The 22,278-nt window shown below is 62.3% G+C and carries 15 protein-coding genes and 3 pseudogenes; 11 read left to right on the top strand and 7 right to left on the bottom strand.

Annotated elements, in window-relative coordinates; translation table 11 throughout:
• Positions 1–104 precede the first annotated feature (104 nt).
• A complete protein-coding gene (gene hpaC / locus LDZ24_RS24395; RefSeq protein WP_248323756.1) occupies positions 105–656 on the top strand; it encodes a 4-hydroxyphenylacetate 3-monooxygenase, reductase component in 552 nt (183 codons plus the stop codon).
• Positions 657–857: 201 nt separating this feature from the next.
• Entirely contained in the window at positions 858–1,997 is a 1,140-nt protein-coding gene (locus tag LDZ24_RS24390; RefSeq protein ID WP_248323755.1) for a hypothetical protein, read from the top strand.
• Positions 1,998–2,062: 65 nt separating this feature from the next.
• Here the strand turns inward: LDZ24_RS24390 and LDZ24_RS24385 are convergent.
• Both LDZ24_RS24385 and LDZ24_RS24380 read right to left on the bottom strand, forming a co-directional pair.
• Positions 2,063–2,975: pseudogene (locus LDZ24_RS24385) on the bottom strand (GNAT family N-acetyltransferase); the annotation flags it as partial.
• Positions 2,976–3,060: 85 nt separating this feature from the next.
• The gene (locus LDZ24_RS24380; protein ID WP_248323754.1) at positions 3,061–3,960 is read right to left on the bottom strand and encodes an NmrA family NAD(P)-binding protein; all 900 of its coding nucleotides are present in this window, start codon (positions 3,958–3,960) and stop codon (positions 3,061–3,063) included.
• Positions 3,961–4,111: 151 nt separating this feature from the next.
• Between LDZ24_RS24380 and LDZ24_RS24375 the strand changes: the two genes are divergently transcribed.
• Positions 4,112–4,690 (top strand): TetR/AcrR family transcriptional regulator, encoded by a 579-nt coding sequence (locus LDZ24_RS24375; RefSeq protein WP_248323753.1) that lies wholly within the window; start codon positions 4,112–4,114, stop codon positions 4,688–4,690.
• 142 nt (positions 4,691–4,832) lie between these two features.
• Here the strand turns inward: LDZ24_RS24375 and LDZ24_RS24370 are convergent, their stop codons facing one another.
• The gene (locus LDZ24_RS24370) at positions 4,833–5,777 is read right to left on the bottom strand and encodes a LysR family transcriptional regulator (RefSeq protein WP_248323752.1); all 945 of its coding nucleotides are present in this window, start codon (positions 5,775–5,777) and stop codon (positions 4,833–4,835) included.
• Between the two features lie 104 nt (positions 5,778–5,881).
• On the opposite strand from LDZ24_RS24370, the gene LDZ24_RS24365 reads away from it, so the two are divergent.
• The 4 genes from LDZ24_RS24365 to ptsG all read left to right on the top strand — a co-directional run bounded on the left by LDZ24_RS24365 (position 5,882) and on the right by ptsG (position 11,802).
• Positions 5,882–6,649: an SDR family oxidoreductase gene (locus tag LDZ24_RS24365; protein ID WP_248323751.1), complete on the top strand. Its 768-nt coding sequence runs from the start codon at positions 5,882–5,884 to the stop codon at positions 6,647–6,649.
• A 214-nt stretch (positions 6,650–6,863) separates the two neighbouring features.
• Complete coding sequence (locus LDZ24_RS24360) at positions 6,864–7,127, top strand: hypothetical protein (RefSeq protein WP_248323750.1); 264 nt, start codon at positions 6,864–6,866, stop codon at positions 7,125–7,127.
• 316 nt (positions 7,128–7,443) lie between these two features.
• Positions 7,444–9,981, top strand: coding sequence for a phosphoenolpyruvate--protein phosphotransferase (gene ptsP / locus LDZ24_RS24355; protein WP_248323749.1), 2,538 nt, complete (start codon positions 7,444–7,446; stop codon positions 9,979–9,981).
• Between the two features lie 36 nt (positions 9,982–10,017).
• Positions 10,018–11,802 carry a PTS glucose transporter subunit IIBC gene (ptsG, locus tag LDZ24_RS24350; protein WP_248323748.1) on the top strand — a complete coding sequence of 595 codons (1,785 nt, stop codon included), beginning with the start codon at positions 10,018–10,020 and terminating at the stop codon, positions 11,800–11,802.
• 83 nt (positions 11,803–11,885) lie between these two features.
• Here ptsG and LDZ24_RS24345 read toward each other — a convergent pair whose 3' ends face one another.
• Positions 11,886–12,689, bottom strand: a complete 804-nt coding sequence (locus LDZ24_RS24345) for a MipA/OmpV family protein (RefSeq protein WP_248323747.1) — start codon at positions 12,687–12,689, stop codon at positions 11,886–11,888.
• Between the two features lie 227 nt (positions 12,690–12,916).
• On the opposite strand from LDZ24_RS24345, the gene LDZ24_RS24340 reads away from it, so the two are divergent.
• Together LDZ24_RS24340 and LDZ24_RS24335 are read left to right on the top strand one after the other, a co-directional pair.
• Entirely contained in the window at positions 12,917–13,132 is a 216-nt protein-coding gene (locus LDZ24_RS24340; RefSeq protein ID WP_248324224.1) for a hypothetical protein, read from the top strand.
• 210 nt (positions 13,133–13,342) lie between these two features.
• Positions 13,343–15,739, top strand: coding sequence for a phosphoketolase (locus LDZ24_RS24335; RefSeq protein ID WP_248323746.1), 2,397 nt, complete (start codon positions 13,343–13,345; stop codon positions 15,737–15,739).
• 35 nt (positions 15,740–15,774) lie between these two features.
• Here the strand turns inward: LDZ24_RS24335 and LDZ24_RS24330 are convergent, their stop codons facing one another.
• Positions 15,775–16,797, bottom strand: a complete 1,023-nt coding sequence (locus tag LDZ24_RS24330; RefSeq protein WP_248323745.1) for a hypothetical protein — start codon at positions 16,795–16,797, stop codon at positions 15,775–15,777.
• 208 nt (positions 16,798–17,005) lie between these two features.
• Positions 17,006–18,562 carry a phospholipase D family protein gene (locus LDZ24_RS24325; protein ID WP_248323744.1) on the bottom strand — a complete coding sequence of 519 codons (1,557 nt, stop codon included), beginning with the start codon at positions 18,560–18,562 and terminating at the stop codon, positions 17,006–17,008.
• A gap of 242 nt (positions 18,563–18,804) precedes the next feature.
• On the opposite strand from LDZ24_RS24325, the pseudogene LDZ24_RS24320 reads away from it, so the two are divergent.
• Together LDZ24_RS24320 and LDZ24_RS24315 are read left to right on the top strand one after the other, a co-directional pair.
• Positions 18,805–19,680 (top strand): annotated as a pseudogene (locus LDZ24_RS24320) (IS110 family transposase); the annotation flags it as partial.
• 6 nt (positions 19,681–19,686) lie between these two features.
• Positions 19,687–20,622: pseudogene (locus LDZ24_RS24315) on the top strand (IS110 family transposase); the annotation flags it as partial.
• Between the two features lie 365 nt (positions 20,623–20,987).
• Here LDZ24_RS24315 and LDZ24_RS24310 read toward each other — a convergent pair.
• Positions 20,988–21,980 (bottom strand): chemotaxis protein CheB, encoded by a 993-nt coding sequence (locus LDZ24_RS24310; protein ID WP_248324223.1) that lies wholly within the window; start codon positions 21,978–21,980, stop codon positions 20,988–20,990.
• Between the last annotated feature and the right edge of the window lie 298 nt (positions 21,981–22,278).

Raw genomic sequence — 22,278 nt, 5'->3', positions numbered from 1 at the left:
GCGTGGCGCACGAGCAGCAGTGACAGCGCACGAATCCGAATTTCGCAGTGTCATCGTATCCATGTGTCTGCATTTATGGCAGATCAAGCCGGAGACTCAACATCATGTCCGTACAAGCCGCATCCGTTCACACCGAACTCGATCCGCAGCGCCAGCAGTTCCGACAAGCGATGGCCCATCTTGGCGCAGCGGTCAATGTCATCACCACGGCCGGCGCGCACGGACGATGCGGCATCACGGCGAGCGCGGTCTGCTCCGTCACCGACGCGCCGCCGACGCTGCTCGTGTGCCTGAACCGGTCGAGCGCGATGCATTCGGTCTTCGACGGCAATCGACAGGTTTGCATCAACGTCCTGCCGGCGAGTCTGGAGAGCATCGCGCGACACTTCGCGGGCATGACGGGGTTATCGATGGAAGAGCGCTTTCAATTGCCGGTTTGGGACGAAGGCGAGAACGGCGTCCCCGTTTTGCGTGGCGCCCTAGCGAGCTTGCAAGGCACGATTGTCGAAGCAAAAGATGTCGGCTCGCATGCCGTGATGTTCGTGCAAACGACGCACATCAAGGTGCGAAGCGATGGCGACAGTCTGATCTATTTCGACCGCAACTTTCATCGCGTGCCGCGAGCATGGAAGGCAACGACCCCATCGGAAGGATGAAAAGTCATTTGCTTTTCGATACTTCTTACTAAAATGAAGTGTCGGGCGGTTTGGACGCTTTCGGGCTCGCTTCCCCTTGGCCACAACATCCTGCATTCCGCGACATCGACTATTGAATGACCGTGCAGTTCGATGATGCCGAAAGGAGGATGTATGCCGCGCATACCCCGCATAGCCCGCATAGGCCGGAGCCTCGCTGTCATGTTGCGAGCCTTCTATGCACTGCTGCTCGTCGCGTTCGCGCATGCCGCTCAGGCGCAGACCATCACGACCTTTGCGGGCGGCGACGGCGCGCAGGCCATACAGGCCGAAGCCATCGCGGCGGACCGATGGGGCAACATCTATACCGCCGAACCGACGCATCACGTGGTTAGGCGAATCGACCACAGGAACGGCACGGTGACGATCATTGCCGGCACCGGGCAGGCGGGCTATCGCGGCGACGGCGGCCCGGCCACGCAGGCGCAACTCGGCTATCCGACAGGCGTGGCGCTCGACCGCGCAGGTAACGTCTTCATCGGCGATTCGGGGAATGCGAGAGTCGTTCGAAGGGTCGATCGCGAGACCGGCATCATTGCCACGGTTGCTGGCCCGGGCACGCCCAACGTGCCCAACCGCGGCGACGGCGGTCCGGCCACGGAGGCAACGGTATTCGCCAACGATGTCGCGGTGAATCGCGAAGGCGATCTCTACATTGCCGATTCGGCAGCCGGCCTCATCCGGCGAGTGGACCATCGCACAGGGATTATCTCGACCGTTGTCGAGCTCGGTGCCACGTACATCGTCACCATGGCGTTCGATCCGCGCGGCGTCCTTTATGTAGTGGACCCCGTTCCGCCGAATGTCGTCCGGGTCGACGCATCGACCGGGACGGTCACCAAAGTAGCCGGCGCGGGGACCACGTGCCAGCAAATTGGCGGCTCCGCATGCTACAACGGCGACGGCGTTCTCGCGACCGACGCGCTCCTGAACTTCCCTACGCACATCACGTTCGATTGCGCGGGCAACCTGACGATCAGCGATACCTTCAACTTCCGCGTGCGCCAGGTGAACAGGCACACCGGCATCATCACGACCATTGCCGGTAGTGGGATGGACGGTCATAGCGGCGACGGCGGCCCTGCCACTCAGGCCGGCATTTTGAGCGGTCCCAGAGAACTCGCGTTCGGGCCGGAAGGCGATCTGTTCTTTGCTGAAGCTGCGGGAAGCACCGGGTACATTCGTAAGGTGAGCGGCCTGCCGAAAGCGCACCGTTGCGAAGAACGACACCATCGGGATGGCGAGGGGCGCGGTCATCGGCCCGATTCAAGAGACGGCGACTGGTTGCGTCCGTGGTGGTGAGACTGGGGCGCTAGGTCAGCAGCACCTCCCGCGTCACCGCTCCAACGATGATCCAGCCGCGCGGGTCAGGCCGTCCGACGCACGAACCGCTGTTCCGTGACGCTCGTTCCCGATTGCGTGCCCTGAGCTTCCTCGCACAGTTCGAAGCCGAATGATTCATACAGGTGCCTCGCTGCCTCCAGACCCTTGAACGTGGAGAGGTACGTCTCGGCGAAATGCTGGTCGACGAAGTTCATGGCGCGCGTCATGAGCTGCCTTCCTATTCCAGTGCCGCGCAATGCGTCGTCCACAATGAACCAACGCAGATGCGCCACTCCGCTCTTTAAGTTCCCATCGATGGCAAGCGATGCGAGCGTGCGGCCGTCGCGCTCGCCGAGCCAGAGCGCTTTGCCATCCTGCGGCAAGGCTTCGGCGAACGCGGCCAGTTCGGTCGCGACTCTCTTTTCGAAGAAGGCGCCAAAACCCCAGTGCTGTGCATAGAAGCGCCCGTGCAGGCTGGCCACATCACCGATGCAGCCGGGTCGGTATCCCTCCACTATGGAGGCAGATACGGTTCTGCTAACCGGTGTATCGGTACCGTTGTCTTGCCCCAATGCATCGGCATACAGTCCGACTGCGCGCACCATGGCCAATTGGTCGGAAGGGCTCAAGCGCGCAAGGGCCTTCGAGACCTGAGACGACGCGAACCGGTCGATCTTCTGCCTGAGTTGCTTTCCTCCATGCGTCAAATAGAGTTCCGATGAACGCGCATCGCCGTCGGACGCGCGCCGTTCGACGATCCCCGCCGCCTCCAGGCGCGCGATCTGCCTGCTGCTATTGGACTTATCCAGTCTCAGGAGCTCGGCCAGTTCCTTGCCGTTGATCCCGGGACTCGCGCCGATTTCGAGCACTGCGTGCACGGCAGAGGGCGACAGGTCGGTGTCTGCCAACGATTCCTCGCGCAAGCGTTGCGCTCATGAACCCTAACTCGCGGACCATCCAACTGAGGCATCGCCACGGCCGAACGGGGGACCGCGAAACGACGGACCAGTAGGTTATGACCGAACTTGTCCGTCTATCAAGATCAAGCCAAGAGATGCCGATGCTCTTTGATGAACTGTTCGGGCGTCACCAGCGGCTGACCGATGATTTCCGCCGCGCTCTTGTCGACGCCGGCAAGCAATCCCTCCTGCTGATCGATCTTGACTGCCCTGAAATGCCGGACGAAGGAAGGATCCTTATCCAGTCCGATCGTTCTCACGAACTCTTCTGGCGACACCTGCTTGAACAGCACCTCCTTTCCTAGCGTCTCTGCAAGGATGCGCGTGAGTTCGATATGGCATACTTCGACCGAGCCAGTGACCGGAATGATCGTGCTGCCGAATGCTTCCGGATTCTCGAGGATTCGTACGGCCAGACGTGCGATATCCACTGCGGCGATCGGAACGAAGCGGCTCTCTGCATCGAACGGCGTCAGATAGCGACCCGCGCGAATCTCATTGGCTGTGTACAACATCCATTCCGCGAAGAAGTTGACTCGAAGATGCGCCGTGGGCACGCTCGAGCGATCGAGAATTCTCTCGGACAGCCAGTGGCTCATGGTCGCGGGACTGCGTGCGTGCGGGCGCGACTGTCGTTGCGACATATAGACGATCTGCCTGACGCCTTGCTCGATTGCCGCTTGAGCGAGTATCGCCGTCGCTTCCACCGCTCCGTGCGTCAACGCATAACAGAAGTAGACGCCGTCGACGCCCGTCGTCGCGCGGCGCACATCTTCGATATTGAGCAGGTCACCGGTCACGATCTCTGCGCCCAGTTTCTCGAGCGCCGCGGAACGGGCATCTTCGCGGCGCACGAATGCCGCCACGCGGTGGCCGTTTTCGAGCAAGAGGCGAACCGTCGGGGCACCCGTGGTACCGGTGGAACCTGTCACAAGAAACTTCTTCATACGAACCTCGGTAAAAAGGACAACGCCGTTAAGCATTATGACCATCATGTTTGAGCACGCATGGAAGCATCGACCACACGGACCTGCGACAGGTCAAACATGATGGTCATCATGCTTCCATTCGCGAAGCATGATCGCTATACTGTTTAAAGTCAACTTGTTTCTTACTGGTTTAATGGGAGGATGTATGCGTTACCCGCCAGAGGAGACGGCAGAGAAGCACGCCCGTATCCTGGAACAGGCATCGATTCTATTTCGCGAGCGCGGGTTCTCCGGCGTGAGCCTGAGCGAAATCATGAAGGCGACGGGCCTGACCCACGGCGCGTTCTATCATCACTTCGAGTCCAAAGAAGATCTGATCGGAAAGAGCATCGAAGATGCATCGGTCAAAGCGCTCGAATCCATGAAGGAAGGCATGGCTCGGGGCGCGTCGAGAATCGATTACGTCAACGGTTATCTGAGCGCGCAGCACCGCGACGATAGAGGCAATGGCTGTCTGATGGCCGGGCTGGCGGGAGAGATCGCACATGAACCTACGGCCCAAACCGCGTTCACCCATCACGTGGAAAGCATGATCGAGGGCTTCTCCGAGCCTCGTGCGAAAGCCAACAAGAAAAGTGTTCGACGCGATGCGATCCACACGCTCTCGAGCATCGTCGGCGCTCTTATTCTGGCACGTGCCGTTGATGATCCCGAGCTATCCGACGAGCTTCTTCGTGAGACGCGCGCGGCGCTCGGAGTCGAAGCCGCCGGGAAGCACGCTTGATGGAGCGCTTCGTCGATGCGTTTGGCGCTCCCGTGAGCTAAGAATCCGCGCGCAATGCGAGCATGATCGATAGGCCATGATCAGCGAGCGCGTCGACTCACGCCCACTCACGTCAGCGACGTTCCCCGACAACTCACAGCCGCTAAGAAGCATGATCCCGCACCAGCACGTCCCAGGGCGCGGGCGACGGAAAGATGTCCTGCAAAAAGCGGACAAACGCTTTTACCGCCGGATTGCTGCGGCGGCTCTCGGGCCACACGGCATGCAGATGGAAGCGGTCGTAAGCGAACTCGTGCAGCACCGGTACGAGTTCGCGCCGCCGAACGTAAGAGGCCGCGATATACGTCGTCGAAATCCCGATGCCGGCGCCGGCGGCCAACGCCGCGGCAACCGCGTCGCTGACATCGATCATCAAAGCCGACGCAGGCGTGAACTCAAGGAGCTTGCCGCCCACGTTGAAGGGCCACGCGGCTTCCTGCCCCGTCGACTGATATCTGAAGTTCACGCAGTCATGCTGCAAGAGATCGTTCGGATGCTGCGGCACGCCTCGCTCCCGCAAGTATTCGGGGGACGCGAATGCGCAAATCCGATGCGGTGCCAGACGACGCGCGATCAACCGCGTGTCGCCGGGTTCGCCGACTCGAATGGCGACATCCACGCCCTCCTCGACCAGATCGACGTAGCGGTCGCTCAGGCGCACATCGACGGTCACTTTCGGATGCTGTCGGCGAAACGCGGGCAAGGCCGGCGCGAGGATGTTCACGCCGACGGGCAGCGGCGCCGTCACCTTCAGCGTTCCCGCCGGCTCGGCGCGCGCTGCGGCGACGCCTTGCTCGATCCCTTCCGCTTCGCGCAATAAGCGTTGCGTGCGCTCCAGAAGATCTCGGCCCTCGGGCGTCAGCGTCAGCGAGCGCGTGGTCCGGGTGAACAGCACGAGGCCGAAATGCTGCTCCAGCCGCTGGATGCTCTTGCTGATCGCCGATGGTGAAACCGACAGCGAACGCGCCGCAGCCGTATAGCTGCCCAGCGACGCCGCACGCGCAAAAGCAATGAGCCCAGTGAGCCTTTCGATGGCGATTTGTTCCATGATGGCATCATTAAAGCGAACCGTAGCCCGATTATCAAGCGCAGTCTCTCGAATTAACCTTCTTCCATCGACGCCGAACCGGCGAAGTCAAACAGGAGAAGGACATGAACGCGAATACGAACGCGCAAGACGCACAGGCCGAAGCAGTCGCTCACCGCCCGCTGGCCGGCAAGACGGCATTGATCTTCGGTGGGACGTCGGGCATCGGGCTCGACGCGGCCGTTCAGGCGAAGCGGGCGGGCGCGGAGGTCATCGTCGTCGGACGCTCTGCCGACACCGCTCAACGCGTCGCGGCGCAACATGGCTTCGCCGGTTGGCGCGCGGCCGACGTGACCGACGCGCACGCTCTGCAGCAGGCCGTGCGAGACATTGCGAAGGTCGATCATCTCGTCTTGCTGGCGGGCACTTTCGTCGCAGGGACGGTGCGCGAGGCCGAGGTCGCGCATCTTCGCAATGCGTTCGAGGAACGCATCTGGGCGGCCGTGCACGTCATTCGCGCCCTGGGCGACCGGTTGCGCACCGATGGCTCGATCACTTTCATCTCGGGCAGTCTCGCCGACCGTCCGAACGCCTACGGCACCGCAGTGCTCGCCGCCGCGTCCGCCGCGATGGAAGCGCTCGCTCGCGGGCTGGCACTCGAACTGGCGCCGGTGCGCGTCAACACGCTGTCGCCCGGTCCGATCGATACGCCGATCCTGCGCAAAGCACTCGGCGACGCGCGAGATGCAGTCGTGGCCAATATGGAGAAGACCTTGCCGCTGCATCGTCTCGGCACCGCGAGCGAAGCCGGCGCAGGCGTGGTATTCCTGATGACCAATGGCTTCATGAACGGCGCGACACTGAACGTCGATGGCGGCGCGCGCCTCGTGTAATGCGAGAGCGTATTCGCACGCGGCGCGGCATCCACGCTTAGATCGGCAAAACATACGGCAGTCGCCGATGACTCCGCTAAGCACAAACCCTACGCCGCTGCGAATCGACATTCCGGAGAAGTAGAATGCCTTAGCATCGGCAGTTGCGGTCGTCACCGCTCGCAGTCATGCAGTATCCGCATCTGCAATTGATGAACCTTTCGAGGGCGAATCGATGGAGCGAAGCTATCCTTATCGAGGGTTCGAGATCACGATTCACCTCGAGCCAGTCAAAGCCGTGTCGCACGAAGCGAAATTCAGCGACCCCGTCGGATTCATTGCTGTAGTGAGTGTTTGCACCGCTGAACCGAAGCGGCCTGTCGGCGTACCGGTTCGGCTGGTCTCCGAAACGCATACTGTCTTCCGCACGGAGGACGAGGCTCTGTCGAGCGGGCTCAGCGCAGCGCAACGCATCATCGACGCCAAGATACCCAGTTGACTACACTCCGCGCTCGCAGCGCTATTCTCTAATCACGTAATTCCGAAATCTCTTCTCGTACGAGCGATCCGATACGGCAAAAACGAGGAACCGACCAATCAGTTAGTCTTGCTAATAACGTTTCACTTCCCGCATCGTTCCCGTCAATTGGTTTCAACGCAAAGCGCTCTGCATCAGATCAAACCCTGCCCACATATTCCGGCGATTCGTTCTTCGTTTGCCTATGATTCATCGTAGGCAAATGGTCCATTGAACAACCTTGCGCAGACGTCTTATGTATTGACCTCGCGCAGTCGAGGGACAAGGAGTCGTTCACATGAAAGCTCCGCGACGTTTAGAGCGAATCGAGCTGATGGCGCCCATTTCAGGCGTCATGGTCCAACTCGATACCGTGCCCGATCCGGTGTTCGCTCAGAAGATGGTCGGTGATGGCGTGTCGATCGATCCGACTTCCGACGAATTGCTCTCGCCGCTCGCCGGCAAGGTCACGCAACTGCATCGCGCCTGTCATGCAGCGACCGTGACGGGCGACTGCGGTCTCGAAGTGCTGATTCACATCGGTCTCGATACGGTGATGCTGCGCGGCGAAGGCTTCACGCCGCTCGTGAAGGAAGGCGATACCGTCGTGACCGGCCAGCCGCTCATTCGCTTCGACCCGCTCGTCGTCGGCGCAAAGGCCGTGAGTCTGCTCACGGAAATGGTCATCGCGAACGGCGAGCTCGTCACCCGCTATGAACCGGCCACGGGCCTCGTCACGGCGGGCCAGGACGTCGCGCTTCGGGTCGAGTTCGTCGCGCCGACCAAAGACAACGCGAGCCGCGACGCAGGCGGACAGGCCGTATCCGACGAAGTCACGCTGCCGAATCCGCAAGGTCTGCACGCGCGACCCGCCGCCGTGTTCGCCGCCGAAGCCAAGAAGTACACCTCCGAGATTCGCGTCGTGCGCGGCAGCGACAGCGCGAACGCGAAGTCCGTGGTCGCGCTGATGGCGCTATCGACGAGCTTCGGCGACAAGCTGCGCATCGAAGCCGCCGGGCCCGATGCGAATGAAGCCGCGACCGCGCTCGCGCGCCTGCTGGCGTCGGGTTCGGGCGAGAAGCCCGGCGAAGCGCCCGCGCCTGCCGCTCCTGCCATGACGAGCGAAGCCGCCGCGCCGCCACGCGCCACGCCTGCCGACGCGAACGAGTTCACCGGCGTCTCGGCGTCGCCGGGGCTCGCGGTCGGCAAGATCGTGCAGTTTCGCCGCGAAGTCATCGACGTGGCCGAGACGGGCGAATCGCCGCAACGCGAGCGCGCGCGGCTCGACGCGGCGCATCATGAAGCGCGTCAGCAGATCGAGGCGCTGAAGGCGAAGCTGACCGATCCGTCGAAGGCAGAGATCCTCAATGCTCATCTCGAACTGCTGGGCGATCCGGATCTCAACGACGCGGCGATCGCCGGCATCAGCGACGGCAAGAGCGCGGGCTTCGCGTGGCGCGCCGCTTTCGAGGCGCAGGCAAGCCATCTCGAGAAGCTCGACAACGCGCTTCTGCGCGAACGGGCGGGCGATATCCGCGATGTCGGCCGCCGCGTGCTCGCGTTGCTCGCGGGCGCGAAGCAGGCGCGCATCGACGTGCCGGACGAATCCATTCTCATCGCCGAGGAACTCTCTCCTTCGGACACCGCGTCGCTTGACAGAAGCAAAGTGCTCGGCTTCTGCACGACGACAGGCGGCGCGACGAGCCACGTCGCGATACTGGCGCGCTCGCTCGGCATTCCGGCTATCTGCGGCATCGACGAAAGCGCGTTGCAGTTGTCCGACGGCACGCTCGTCGTGCTCGATGGCTCGCGTGGCAGCCTGCGACGCAACCCAGGCGCTGACGACCTGCAAAAGGCGCGCGAGCGCATCGAGCGGCAGACATTGAAGCGGGCACAAGAACAAACCGCCGCGAGCAAGCTCGCGGTGACCGCCGATGGTCATCGCATCGAAGTGGTCGCCAACATCCGCAACGCGCAGGAAGCGCGCGATGCCGTCGCGGCGGGCGCCGAAGGCGTGGGTCTGTTGCGCTCCGAGTTCCTATTCGACAATCGCGACACCGCGCCTTCCGAAGAAGAACAGGCGGCCGAGTACTGCGCCGTCGCCGAAGCGCTCGGCCGCGAGCGTCCGCTCGTCGTTCGCACGCTCGATGTCGGCGGCGACAAACCGCTTTCGTATATGCCGCTGCCGAAGGAAGACAACCCGTTTCTCGGCCTGCGCGGCGTGCGCGTGAGTCTCGAACTGCCCGACTTCTTTCGGACGCAGTTGCGCGCGATCCTGCGGGCGGCGCCCATCGGCAATCTGCATGTGATGTTCCCGATGATCGCGACTCTCGACGAACTGCGCGCGGCCAAGCGCATTCTGCAAGAGGAAGCAGGCGAGCAGATGAGCCGCATCAAGGTAGGCGTGATGATCGAAGTGCCATCGGCTGCGCTGATTGCGGAGCCGCTCGCGCAGGAAGCCGATTTCTTTTCCATCGGCACCAACGATTTGACGCAATACACCCTCGCGATGGATCGCGGGCATCCGAAGCTCGCGAAGCAGGCCGACGCGCTGCATCCGGCCGTGCTGCGTCTCATCGGCATGACCATCGACGGCGCGCACCGGCACGGCAAATGGGTGGGCGTATGCGGCGGGATTGCGTCGGATGCGATGGCCGTGCCCGTGCTGGCCGGACTCGGCATCGACGAGTTGTCGGTCAGCGTGCCGGCCATCGGCTCGATCAAGGCGCAGCTCGCGCGCCTCACGATGGACGAATGCCGCGCGCTCGCAGCCAAGGTACTGACCCTCGGCACCACGGCGGAAGTGCGCGCGCTGCTCGCTCGCTATGCGGAATAGGTAAGAGGCGATCACCGGAACAAGCGGAGAGACAGCATGTTCAAGAACGCTTTCGGCGTGGTGCAGAAGGTCGGCAAATCGCTGATGCTGCCCGTCGCGGTGCTGCCGGTCGCGGGGTTGCTGCTCGGCCTCGGCTCCACCGACTTCCACGGTTATATCCCCGGCATCGTGCTCGCGCTCATGAAGAACGCGGGCGACGTGATCTTCAGCAACCTGCCGTTGATCTTCGCCATCGGCGTCGCGCTCGGCTTCACGGAGAACGACGGCGTGTCGGGCATTGCCGCGACCATCGGCTTTCTCGTGATGACAGCGACGCTGGGCGTCATCGCAACGTTCGAAGGCGTGAAGCCCGACACCATCATGGGCATTCCGTCGATCCAGACCGGCGTGTTCGGCGGCATTCTCGCGGGCGGTCTCGCGGCGTGGATGTTCAATCGCTACTACCGCATCACGCTGCCGCCGTATCTCGGCTTCTTCGCGGGCAAGCGCTTCGTGCCGATCGTCACGGCAATCGGTTCGATCGTGCTCGGCGCGATTCTCTCGGTCATCTGGCCGCCTATCGGCAGCGCGATCAAGGCGTTCTCGCACTGGGCGGCGGTGTCCGATCCGCGCACGGCGGCGACCATCTATGGTTTCGTCGAACGGCTGTTGATTCCCTTCGGCCTGCATCACATCTGGAACGTGCCGTTCTTCTTCGAAGCGGGCAGCTATCTCGATCCCACCACCGGCAAGGTCGTGCACGGCGACATCACGCGCTTCTTCGCGGGCGACCGCACGGCCGGGATTCTCGCCGGCGCGTATTTCTTCAAGATGTTCGGCCTGCCCGCGGCCGCCATCGCAATCTGGCATTGCGCGAAGCCGGAAAAGAAAGTGGCGGTCGGCGGCATGATGGTGTCCGCCGCGCTGACCTCGTTTCTCACGGGCATCACGGAGCCGATCGAGTTCGCGTTCCTGTTCGTCGCGCCGGTGCTGTACTTCATCCACGCGTGTCTCGCGGCATCGGCGCAGTTCGTTGCCAACACGTTGAACATGCACATGGGCTTCACGTTCTCTCAGGGCGCGATCGACTTCGTGATGTTCAATCTGATCGGCAACAAGGCGACCAACGCGTGGTACGTCTTTATCGTCGGACCGATCTATGCGGTGATCTATTACGCCGTGTTCCGCGTCGTCATCACGCGCTTCGATCTCAAGACGCCGGGCCGCGAGGACGATACCGTCGAAGCAGCCGCGGGCAGCACGGCCGAGATGGGCGGACGCTCTCGCGATCTCGTGCTCGCGTTCGGCGGGCGTTCCAACATCAAGAGTCTCGATGCGTGCATCACGCGGCTGCGCATCTCCGTGAACGATCCCGCGCTCGTCGACGATGCCAGGCTCAAGGCGTTGGGCGCGGCAGGCGTCGTGCGCGTGGGTAACGGCGTGCAGGCCATCTTCGGGCCGCTCTCGGAGAACATGAAGACGGACATGCAGGACTATCTGAAGCGCGCGGGCGCGGAAGCCGATCTGCCGGCGGCGGGCGCGGCCGGTGCTGCACAGGCCGCAGATGCGGCGCCTGCACCGGCTTTTGCACCTGCTTCCGACGGTTCGGCTTATGCGGCGCGCGCCGAAAAGATTCGCGAAGCGTTGGGCGGGGGCGCGAACATCGTCACGCTGCAACCGCTCGCGGCGACACGCCTGCGCGTTCTGCTGAACGACGCATCGCGCATGGACAACAAGGCGCTGACGACCGCTGGCGTGCCGGCGACGCAAACGCTCTCTAACGGCGAAGTCGATCTCATCGTCGGCCTCGACGCGGAAGCGCTCGCGGGCGCGATGCACTAGCGCGGCATCGCGTGAATGGATATCGTTGACGTGCACCGTCGTTTCGCTTGCCGCTAGAACGCTGGCATCGAAAGCCGGCGTGCTTATTGAAATGCATAGGCAACGCCAACGCCGTAGGTCAGCTGATTGCGCGTGCCGCGCTGGGTCACGATCGGGCTCGCCGCCGAGTCGCCCATCAAACGCTGATAGTAGACCATCGCGCCTGCGTACCACTTCGGCGTGATCTTGTAGATTCCGGCGATCCAGCCGGTCAGTTGATTCAGTCCGCCGCCCGGACGGAAGACAGGCAGCCCGCTCCTTTGCGCGTCTTCCTGCGTGACGCCGTAGTAGGTCTCGTTGAAGCCGCCGCTCACCCAAGTCGCGCCGGCTCCGCCGCCGACGAACACGCGCGAGTGCAGCGGAAACCACGCGCTCGTGTTCAGTGAAACCCGCGCGCCCGTATAGACGGCTCCTGCATTGGTGACGACGGTGACTTCGCCTCGAAGACGATACGGTACGTCGCCAGCGTGGCTGTATTCGTAACCGACGAAGCCGCCGCCTTCGACTGTCGTGGATACCTCATGGACCTGCGATACCACGGCGTCATCGACATTGCGTCGGCCGAGACGAAGCGCCAGTGCCGGGCCCCACTGGAAGCCGGTTAGCGTACCGAAGTTGTATTGCGCATAGGTCCCGTACCACTCGAACAGATGGCCGCCGCTCGTCGCGTAGCGCATGCCGGGAAGCACGCCTACGATGCGGTCCTTGCCGCCGGCGTACTCGGTCGTCGATCCGATGCCCGCGCCGAAAAAATTCGGCAGTGCGTTCGAAAAGTCCACCGGGCTCGCGCACGCGTCATGCAGAACCAGCGAGAAGCACGCACCGGTGGCTACGGAAAGAAGTCTCACGGGTTTAGCTCCGGTCGATAAGCACCACGCCGTCGACAGCATGTCGGCTTCTTTAATCAATTAAATCCATGCGCCGCCGACAGTCAAGCTATCTCTTCGCAAATGCCGATTCACAAGGTCGGGCGAGGTCGCTATCTTGAAGGAGAAGAGCCGGGGAATCTTCCCATCCTTTCGGAGCCCACATCATGCCCGCATGCACACTCAGGTTCATCGCGATCGCCACTGCCATGCTCGCCTTGTCGTGGCCTGACAGCGCCTTGCCAACGCAGCAGGCGCAGCAACGCCGCGCCGGGCGCGATGTGCGCCAAGAGACGCGCCAGACCGCGCGGCATACCAAACAGGACTGCCGCGCGGCGAACCAGCAATCGAATGCGCAATGCCGGCAGGACAAGCGCGAGACGAAGCAACACGGGCGTCAGGCTGCAAGAGACATCAAGTACTGAATGCGCTCTATGCGCAGTCAGATCAAACCTTGTGGAAATCGCGCGCCTCGAATCTTGAACATCGCGGCATCGCGTGATATCGACTCAATAAGACGCATAAAAATAAGCACGAAAGAGCGCACCTACCGAACTGCGAACCTCGCGCAGCGCGACGCCTCGTGAAAAAGCACGACGTGCGTTCCGATGCGCCGCTATTGAACGGAGACGTCGATGAACGATCGTTCCAGCACCAATCCGTCTGACGCAACTACCATCGAAGACGACGAACTACGGCTCGTCGATGCATGGTGGCGCGCGTGCAATTACTTATCGGCGGGCATGATCTTTCTCGCGGATAACCCGCTGCTGCGCGAGCCGCTCAAAGCGGAGCACGTCAAGCACCGCCTGCTCGGGCACTGGGGCGCGAGCCCTGCTCTTTCGTTCGTCTGGGCGCATATGAACCGCGTCATCAAGCGCGACGACCTCGATGTCGTTTTCATGGCCGGTCCCGGACACGGCGCGCCCGGCGTGCTCGGCCCCGCTTATCTCGAAGGCACCTATTCGGAGGTCTATCCCGACAAAAGCGAGGATACCGAGGGCTTGCAGAAGTTCTTCAAGCAGTTCTCGTTTCCCGGCCATATCGGCTCGCACGTGACGCCGGAAACGCCGGGATCTATCCATGAAGGCGGCGAACTGGGTTACAGCCTGTCGCATGCGTACGGCGCGGTGCTGGACAATCCCGGACTCATCGTCGCGTGCGTCGTGGGCGATGGCGAAGCGGAGACCGGACCGCTCGCAACTGCATGGCATTCGAACAAGTTCATCAATCCCGCGCGCGACGGCGCAGTGCTGCCCATTCTCAATCTCAACGGCTACAAGATCGCGAACCCGACGATCCTCGCGCGCATCAGCCATCAAGAGTTGGAGGCGCTTTTCGTCGGCTACGGCTACACCCCGTATTTCGTCGAAGGATCGGACCACGCGCAGATGCACCGGAAGATGGCCGAGACACTCGATCGGGTCACCGCCGATATCCGCGCGATCTGGGAGAACAGTCGCGCCGGCAAGGGTCTGGAACGCCCGCGTTGGCCGATGATCGTGCTGCGCACGCCGAAGGGCTGGACCGGACCGAAGGAGATCAACGGGCATAAGGTCGAAGGCTCGTGGCGTTCGCATCAGGTACCGTTCTCGGATGTGCATACGAACCCCGCGAATCTCGCGGTGCTCGAACGCTGGATGCAGAGCTACGAGCCGGAAACACTCTTCGACGCAAACGGCCGGCTGCGCGAAGAAATCCGGGCGCTTGCGCCGACCGGAACGCGGCGGATGAGCGCGAATCCTCATGCGAACGGCGGCGTGCTGCGCAAGGAACTCAAGCTTCCCGACTTCCGCGACTATGCGGTCGATGTCGGCCAGGCGGGGACCGTCCAGCATGAGAACACCCGTCCGCTGGGCGAATTCCTGCGCGACATCATGCGCGCCAACATGGACACGTTCCGCGTGTTCGGTCCCGATGAAACGGCCTCCAACCGGCTACAGGCGGTTTATCAGGCAAGCAAGAAGGTCTGGATGGCCGACATGCTTCCCGAGGACGAGGACGGCGGCGAACTCTCGCGCGACGGCCGCGTCATGGAGATGCTCTCGGAGCACACCTTGCTCGGCTGGCTCGAAGGCTACCTGCTGACCGGACGTCACGGCTTCTTCCATACGTATGAGGCATTCGCGCATGTCGTGGATTCGATGTTCAATCAGCACGCGAAATGGCTCGACATCTGCAAGAACCATGTGCCCTGGCGTGCGTCCGTTTCGTCGGAGACCATTCTGCTGTCTTCCACGGTCTGGCGTCAGGATCACAACGGCTTCTCGCATCAGGACCCGGGGTTCATCGATCTCGTGACGAACAAGAGTCCGTCCGTGACGCGAGTCTATCTGCCGCCCGACGCGAACACGCTTCTCGTCGTGGCCGATCAGTGCCTGCGATCGACCGATTGCATCAATGTGATCGTCGCGGACAAACAGAAGCACTTGCAGTTCATGACGATCGACGAAGCCATCGTGCATTGCGCGAAGGGCATGGGCGTCTGGCGGCGCGCGAGCAACGACGAAAACGAAGAGCCCGATGTCGTCATGGCGTCGTGCGGCGACGTCGCGACTCAGGAAGCGCTCGCGGCCACGGCCATCCTGCGCGAACATCTGCCGGAACTGAAGCTGCGCTTCGTGAATGTGGTCGATCTGTTCAAGATGCAGCCGAATACCGAGCATCCGCACGGATCGAGCGTGCGGAACTTCGAAAGTCTGTTCACGCTGGACAAGCCCGTGATCTTCAACTTTCACGGCTACCCGTGGCTCATCCACAAGCTGGCGTACAAGTTCCGCAATCACGAGAACTTGCATGTGCGCGGCTACAAGGAGAAGGGCAACATCAATACTCCGCTGGAACTCGCGATACTCAATCAGGTGGACCGCTTCAATCTCGTGATCGACGTGATCGACCGCGTGCCTCGCCTGCGCGGAAGCACTGCGCATTTGAGAGAGGACATGAAGAACGCGGTGATTCGCCACCTCGATTACGCGCATACGCATGGCACCGATCCCGACGAGATCGCCGAATGGACGTGGCCATATTGATCGCAGGTCGAGTCGCGGCGCGTTTTGAGACGCGCTCAGATCAGCCACCGCGCCGCATCGTCGATCGCGCCGCCCGCAGCCGGCATGTCTCGCCGCGCGACGCGCACCAATTGCACTGCGCGGACCTCGGGAGGCTGCATCGGCAAATGCGCGAGATGGAGCGTCAGTTCGGCGGCCCGTTCATCGCCGGGCGCTTCGACGACGAGGTTCATGCGATCCAGCCGCAGCGCCTTGCGATCCACGCGTATGAGCGCGGCAGGATCGCCCAGCACGTCGGCGAGCGCGCCAAGCTGCTGTTCCACGGCTTCCGCGCGCGAGCCGAGCGACGCAAGCGCGGCCTCGTTCTCGGCCATCTCGCGCTCCAGTCGGGCGAAGTCCGTCGAAGCATCGCCGTATGCAGGCGACGCGCCGCTCATGCCCGACATGCCCGCGCCACGCCGCCCGAGCATCTGCCTTCGCGCGGCGAGCAGTGCGCGCGTCTCCTTCAACGCCTCGCGTTGGGCCTCCTGCGCCGAGATGCGCGACGTGGCTTCCAGCGCCAGTTGCTCGATGACCCGCAGCACGATGTCATCCCTTAGCGCTGCGTCGGTTTCGTCGCAAATGCGAATGCGCTTGTCGTCGAAGCTCACGGCGATGCGCGGCACGTCCGAGCGCACCACGCCGGCCTCGTCGGCCACGCCGAGCACGCGCCGCTCGACGAGGCGGCTACTCAGCACGGCATGGGCGTGTTCCGCTGCGTAATGCGCGTCGAACCAGTTGCGCAGATCGTTGGACTGGCCGATGACATGCGTGATGTCTTCCGAAGTCGCGAACATGGCGCGCAGATAGGCATCGTCGGCCCATGCGGAAGGCGTCGCATCGCGCGGCGGAGGAAGCGCGTCGACGAGCTCGCGCGCATAACGAAGCGCCGAGCGAACGAGCGGCCCGATCCGCGACTCATAGCGATTCGCGAGCCGCACTTGCGGCGCAATGCGCAGGATGCGATCGAGCGCCTCGCGAATGTCGTCGGTGGAATTGGCATCGCTGCGCGAGCGACCGAGGCGCTCGAAACGCTTCATTAGCCAGCCGAACGGACTCATCGCATGACGTGGACGCTGCCGCCCATATGAAGCGTTTCGCTCGTCACGAGCGTCCTTGCGCGCCGCGACGGAAGCCGGGGAAAGTGCAATGCCATGTCGATACCCCTCGCGAACATGCCACATCGCATAGATACCATCGACCTGTCATGCGCGCAACGCTGCATCGGCGGCACGTCGTTCGCGGGAATCACAGCTGCGATTCTATCGGCAGAATGCCGAGCATCCAGATGCCGGCTCGCTTGAGCGCCGACACGCCCGGCTCGCTTTCGAGCAGCGTCGTCTTGCCGTTGGCGTCCGTATCGATCCACACCATGCGCGTGCCGCCGTTGCCGTTGTCCTGCAACTCGACTCGCCACGCAATTCGATCGATATTCGTGCCGATGCCGTCCGCCACCTGTTCGGCCGCCGCCGCGCTTTCGCAATAGACACCGATCTCCGTGTTCAGCTCGATGGAACGCGGATCGAGGTTCATGGAACCGATGAAGATGCGCTTGCGGTCGAACACATAAGTCTTCGCATGCAGCGACGCCTTCGACGATCCGAATGTCGATTTCTTCGTGCTCTCGTTCTGATCCGCCGACGCGACCGGCTTCAATTCATACAAGCGCACGCCCGCTTCGAGCATGTCCTTGCGATAGCGTTGATAGCCGGCGTGCACCGCCGCGACATCCGTCGCCGCCAGCGAATTCGTCAGCACCGTCACGCGCACGCCGCGCGATGTCATCGACCGAAGCCAGCGCACGCCTTCTTCCCGCGGCACGAAATAAGGCGACACGATCAGCATGTCCTTCTCGGGATCGAGCTTCAGCGCCTTGAACTGCGAGATCAGATGACCTTCGGCATCGCCGGGCGCGCGGGTGATCTTCGCGGGATCGTCGTAGAGAAGCGTTGCCTTGCCCCATGAGAATTCGGTGCCGCGCTGCTGAATCACGATCGCGAGACGCTCGCGCACGTTCGCCACGTACGGCGAATGTTCTTCCGACAAAAGATAAGCATCGAGCTTCTCGCGATACTCGGCTAACGAGTCGGCGTCGGCATGACGTCGCATGAGATTTTCGATCGGATACGCCGCATCCGAGTTCCAGTACAGATCGAACGCACTCGACACTTCGCGCACGACAGGTCCATGCACGAGCACGTCGAGATCGCCGAACGCGACCGTGCTGGATGCGCCGAAGTACTCGTCGCCGATATTGCGGCCGCCGAGAATCGCTGCCTGATTGTCGGCGATGAGCGCCTTGTTATGCATGCGACGATTCACGCGAAAGAACTCCGCTGCGGAGCCAAGTCTCTTGAACGTGCGATTCGCCACAGGATTGAAGAGACGCACCTGCACGTTCGGATGCGAGGCCAGCGCGAGCAGGAACTGATCGTCGGCGTTCGTGCCGAGATCGTCGAGCAGAAGACGCACGCGCACGCCGCGATCGGCCGCGCGCATGATGGACGCGGCCATCTCGCGACCCGTGAGATCCGAATGCCAGATGTAGTACTGGAGATCCAGCGTGCGATCGGCGGTCTCGCTCAGGATCACGCGGGCGATGAGCGCATCCATGCCGTCCGGTAGCAGGTGGAACGCGTTATCGCCGGGATGAGCGGCCTCGCTCGCCGCGAAAGACCTGCCGAGGCGCGTGCTCGCGGTGTCGGTCAGCGCGTGGGTTTCCTCGCGTCCGGCTTGCGGCGGAAGGCTTGCACATGCCGTCATCAACAGCGTTAGCGCAACCGCGATCCACTTGGCGAGTTTCATGGCGCACTCTCTGCATGGCGTGGCGAATCGTGTAGTCGCGCCTGCGCGACGGAGACAGCCGCAAGCTACATCGCAGCGTACGATCAGTGAAGCGCGTACTTCACGGCACGCTGTCAGTGCGCCGTAGCGGTTCGATGTCTAACGCGACGCAAAGCAATGGGATGGACGCCCCCACCCGAAACGACATCTGCGTGCCAAAGTGGAGTTGCGTATCAACCACTTCACGGACGGGAGCGCCCATCATGAAGGCTACAACCATTGGTATCGATCTGGCAAAAAACGTGTTCCAGCTTCACGGTGTCGACGGGCACGGCAAGGTAGTCTTGAAGAAGCAGATGAAGCGCGAACAGATGGCGACGTTCTTTGCGAACCTGGCGCCGGCGCTCGTTGGCATGGAGGCCTGCAGTGGTGCCCATTACTGGGCCCGCAAGCTGCAAGGCATGGGTCACACCGTAAGGCTGATGGCGGCGCAATTCGTCAAACCCTACGTAAAAACGAACAAGAACGACGTGGCCGACGCCGAGGCGATCTGCGAAGCCGTCGCCCGACCGAACATGCGCTTTGTGCCAATCAAGAACATCGAACAGCAGGCGGTGCTGGCTTTGCATCGGGCGCGCCAAGGCTTCGTCAGCGCACGCACGGCACAGGCCAATCAGATCCGCGGCCTGCTCAGCGAGTATGGCATCGTCATCCCTCAAGGGATTGCGCATATCGCCGGATGCGTGCCAGAGATAATCGAAGACGCATCCAACGAATTACCCGGACTGTTCCGGCAACTGATTCGGCGCCTAATGGACCACCTCAGGGTGCTTCACCAGCAGGTCCTCGACACGGATGCTGCGATCAGAGCATGGCACCGACAAAGCGATATGTGCTGCAAGCTCGAGAAGGTACCGGGCATCGGCCCGATTACCGCAACAGCGCTGGTGGCAACGATCGGCGACGCGAAGAACTTCCAAAATGGTCGGCAGCTGGCAGCCTGGCTTGGTCTGGTACCCAGACAACACTCGAGTGGAGGGAAGCAGAACCTGCTCGGCATCAGCAAGCGCGGCGATTGTTATCTCCGGACGTTGCTGATTCACTGCGCCCGTTCAGTGATCTTCTCCTCGCAACGCAAAGCGACGTTCTTTGCGAACCTGGCGCCGGCGCTCGTTGGCATGGAGGCCTGCAGTGGTGCCCATTACTGGGCCCGCAAGCTGCAAGGCATGGGTCACACCGTAAGGCTGATGGCGGCGCAATTCGTCAAACCCTACGTAAAAACGAACAAGAACGACGTGGCCGACGCCGAGGCGATCTGCGAAGCCGTCGCCCGACCGAACATGCGCTTTGTGCCAATCAAGAACATCGAACAGCAGGCGGTGCTGGCTTTGCATCGGGCGCGCCAAGGCTTCGTCAGCGCACGCACGGCACAGGCCAATCAGATCCGCGGCCTGCTCAGCGAGTATGGCATCGTCATCCCTCAAGGGATTGCGCATATCGCCGGATGCGTGCCAGAGATAATCGAAGACGCATCCAACGAATTACCCGGACTGTTCCGGCAACTGATTCGGCGCCTAATGGACCACCTCAGGGTGCTTCACCAGCAGGTCCTCGACACGGATGCTGCGATCAGAGCATGGCACCGACAAAGCGATATGTGCTGCAAGCTCGAGAAGGTACCGGGCATCGGCCCGATTACCGCAACAGCGCTGGTGGCAACGATCGGCGACGCGAAGAACTTCCAAAATGGTCGGCAGCTGGCAGCCTGGCTTGGTCTGGTACCCAGACAACACTCGAGTGGAGGGAAGCAGAACCTGCTCGGCATCAGCAAGCGCGGCGATTGTTATCTCCGGACGTTGCTGATTCACTGCGCCCGTTCAGTGATCTTCTCCTCGCAACGCAAAGGGACGCAGCAAGGTTGGATACATGAGCTGATACAGCGACGCAACCACAACGTAGCGGCCGTTGCGCTGGCCAACAAGATTGCCCGAACTGTCTGGGCGCTGTGGGCCCACGATAGGGAATTTGAGGCTGACTACACACCCGCTGGCGCGGCCGCGCCTAGTCAGCCCGGCTGTTAGCCGCACGCAACACGCAAAGGGCAAGCAGGAGATTCCTCCGATTGCTTAGGCGATCATGAAGTGATGGCAGTACAGGTTAGACCGTGGTTGGCAAAGCCCGACAATGGCCGAGCACCTTCGAGTGCGTCAAAGCGACGGGGAACCGACCAGCGAAACCCATCAGGGACAGCGGCGCAGCCGCAGCGAAAGTCCGAATGTACGGTTGCAATCTACCTTCCAGTCATCGCGTACTGAAAGCCTGGCAAAACCGGGGGCGTCCATGTACGGCCATTGTCCCGCGCCATCAGTGAATTTGTGCGCGGGTTTGCGCCAGGCGCAAGCTCAACGATGAAATGGCAGTCGTGTTCGCGGCTCGCTATGACCGATCAAGGCTCATGCGTGCTGGCTGCGGCCCGAAGAAGTTCCGCCAGCTTCTCGTTCTCGTCGATGCGCGCCTGCTCCACAGCCACGTCCGCGTCGCTGCCCACGCGCTGCGCCCACTGCTGCCGCTCGCGCGCGAATATGATGCGCTCGTGCACCGCCCGCAACGCGCTCCAGATCGCGTTGTCCGCGGTTTGCGCGGTGGCTTCTTCCAGCGACAACATGGAGAACGCGTGCCCGGTATGGCATCGGTAGCGCAAAGGCCGGTCGTCGTTGAGCCGCCAAAGCGCGCCGTTGCAACTCGGACAGGTGAGCGCCGAACGCTGCCCTATCTCATCGAGCACTTGCGGTTCGACGAGCCCAGTGTCTGCAATCTGTGCCTCGCGATCGAGGTCTGGCCGATCAGTCGTCATGGAATGCTCCTTGCGCCGCTTCGCCCCCTTGACGGCTGCAACAAGGACCGCCGGAAGCTCGTCCAGCTTCGCGATGACATCCACGCCCCCGGCAGCGATCGCGCTACGCGGCATGGATGGAGCCTCGCAGTCGTCCGGATGCTGAACCACGCCGTAACCGCCTCGGGCGTGAACCGACGCGAGGCCCGCGGCGCCGTCGTCCAGGTCGCCACTGAGCACCACGCCCACCACGCGGTTTCCGTATTCGACGGCGGCCGATCTGAACAGCGGATCGGCGGCAGGCCGTGCGAAGTTCTCCGTCGCGGTATCGAGAAGATAGAGCATGCCGTCGCGCAGGACCATGTGGCGATCCGGCGGCGCCACGTAAATTCTGCCACGCTGGAGCACTTCTTTGTGCCTGGGATGAGTCGCCGCGTGAGAGCCCCATTGCGACAGCAGTTCGGGCAGGATGCTTCGATGCCGGCCGATATGCACGACGATGCACAGCGTGGCGTCCAGGTCCGCGGGCAACTGTGTCACCAGCATCTTGATGACGGGAAGCCCGCCGCGAGATGCCGCAATGACAACAATATCTCGATGTTCCATAGCGCCTCCGTCGAACTTGGCCCGCATTATTTGCGCCCGCTCTGGTGTCGGCCAGGGAACAGTTGCGGGGTCCGATATCTGGCGACAGTGCGCGTGACGGCGTGCATTGCCCACTTGACCGATTTGCCCGATTTGTCCGGCCTGATCCGAAGAGATGCCGCGACTATCGTCCGGTGCTGCGCGCCTATGCGCGAAGTAGTTGATTCAATGCTGCCATGCGTCCAGCGACATGCACGCGCCGACGTTCCGGGCGACCTCCGTAGCCTCTTGATGCAAGCGTCGCGGGCACTGCGCCGCT

It is taken from the genome of Caballeronia sp. Sq4a, assembly GCF_023170545.1.
Classification (GTDB): Bacteria; Pseudomonadota; Gammaproteobacteria; order Burkholderiales; family Burkholderiaceae; genus Caballeronia.
Note: the sequence above shows the minus strand (reverse complement) of the source record. Positions and strands in the feature narration are given on the sequence as shown.

Coding starts and splice junctions, on each gene's coding strand:
- LDZ24_RS24360 (WP_248323750.1), top strand. CDS start 6,864: ATGGAGCGAAGCTATCCTTATCGAGGGTTCGAGATCACGATTCACCTC.
- LDZ24_RS24335 (WP_248323746.1), top strand. CDS start 13,343: ATGAACGATCGTTCCAGCACCAATCCGTCTGACGCAACTACCATCGAA.
- LDZ24_RS24310 (WP_248324223.1), bottom strand. CDS start 21,980: ATGGAACATCGAGATATTGTTGTCATTGCGGCATCTCGCGGCGGGCTT.
- LDZ24_RS24325 (WP_248323744.1), bottom strand. CDS start 18,562: ATGAAACTCGCCAAGTGGATCGCGGTTGCGCTAACGCTGTTGATGACG.
- LDZ24_RS24340 (WP_248324224.1), top strand. CDS start 12,917: ATGCTCGCCTTGTCGTGGCCTGACAGCGCCTTGCCAACGCAGCAGGCG.
- ptsG (WP_248323748.1), top strand. CDS start 10,018: ATGTTCAAGAACGCTTTCGGCGTGGTGCAGAAGGTCGGCAAATCGCTG.
- LDZ24_RS24365 (WP_248323751.1), top strand. CDS start 5,882: ATGAACGCGAATACGAACGCGCAAGACGCACAGGCCGAAGCAGTCGCT.
- hpaC (WP_248323756.1), top strand. CDS start 105: ATGTCCGTACAAGCCGCATCCGTTCACACCGAACTCGATCCGCAGCGC.
- LDZ24_RS24375 (WP_248323753.1), top strand. CDS start 4,112: ATGCGTTACCCGCCAGAGGAGACGGCAGAGAAGCACGCCCGTATCCTG.
- LDZ24_RS24390 (WP_248323755.1), top strand. CDS start 858: ATGTTGCGAGCCTTCTATGCACTGCTGCTCGTCGCGTTCGCGCATGCC.
- LDZ24_RS24330 (WP_248323745.1), bottom strand. CDS start 16,797: ATGAAGCGTTTCGAGCGCCTCGGTCGCTCGCGCAGCGATGCCAATTCC.
- LDZ24_RS24370 (WP_248323752.1), bottom strand. CDS start 5,777: ATGGAACAAATCGCCATCGAAAGGCTCACTGGGCTCATTGCTTTTGCG.
- ptsP (WP_248323749.1), top strand. CDS start 7,444: ATGAAAGCTCCGCGACGTTTAGAGCGAATCGAGCTGATGGCGCCCATT.
- LDZ24_RS24380 (WP_248323754.1), bottom strand. CDS start 3,960: ATGCTTAACGGCGTTGTCCTTTTTACCGAGGTTCGTATGAAGAAGTTT.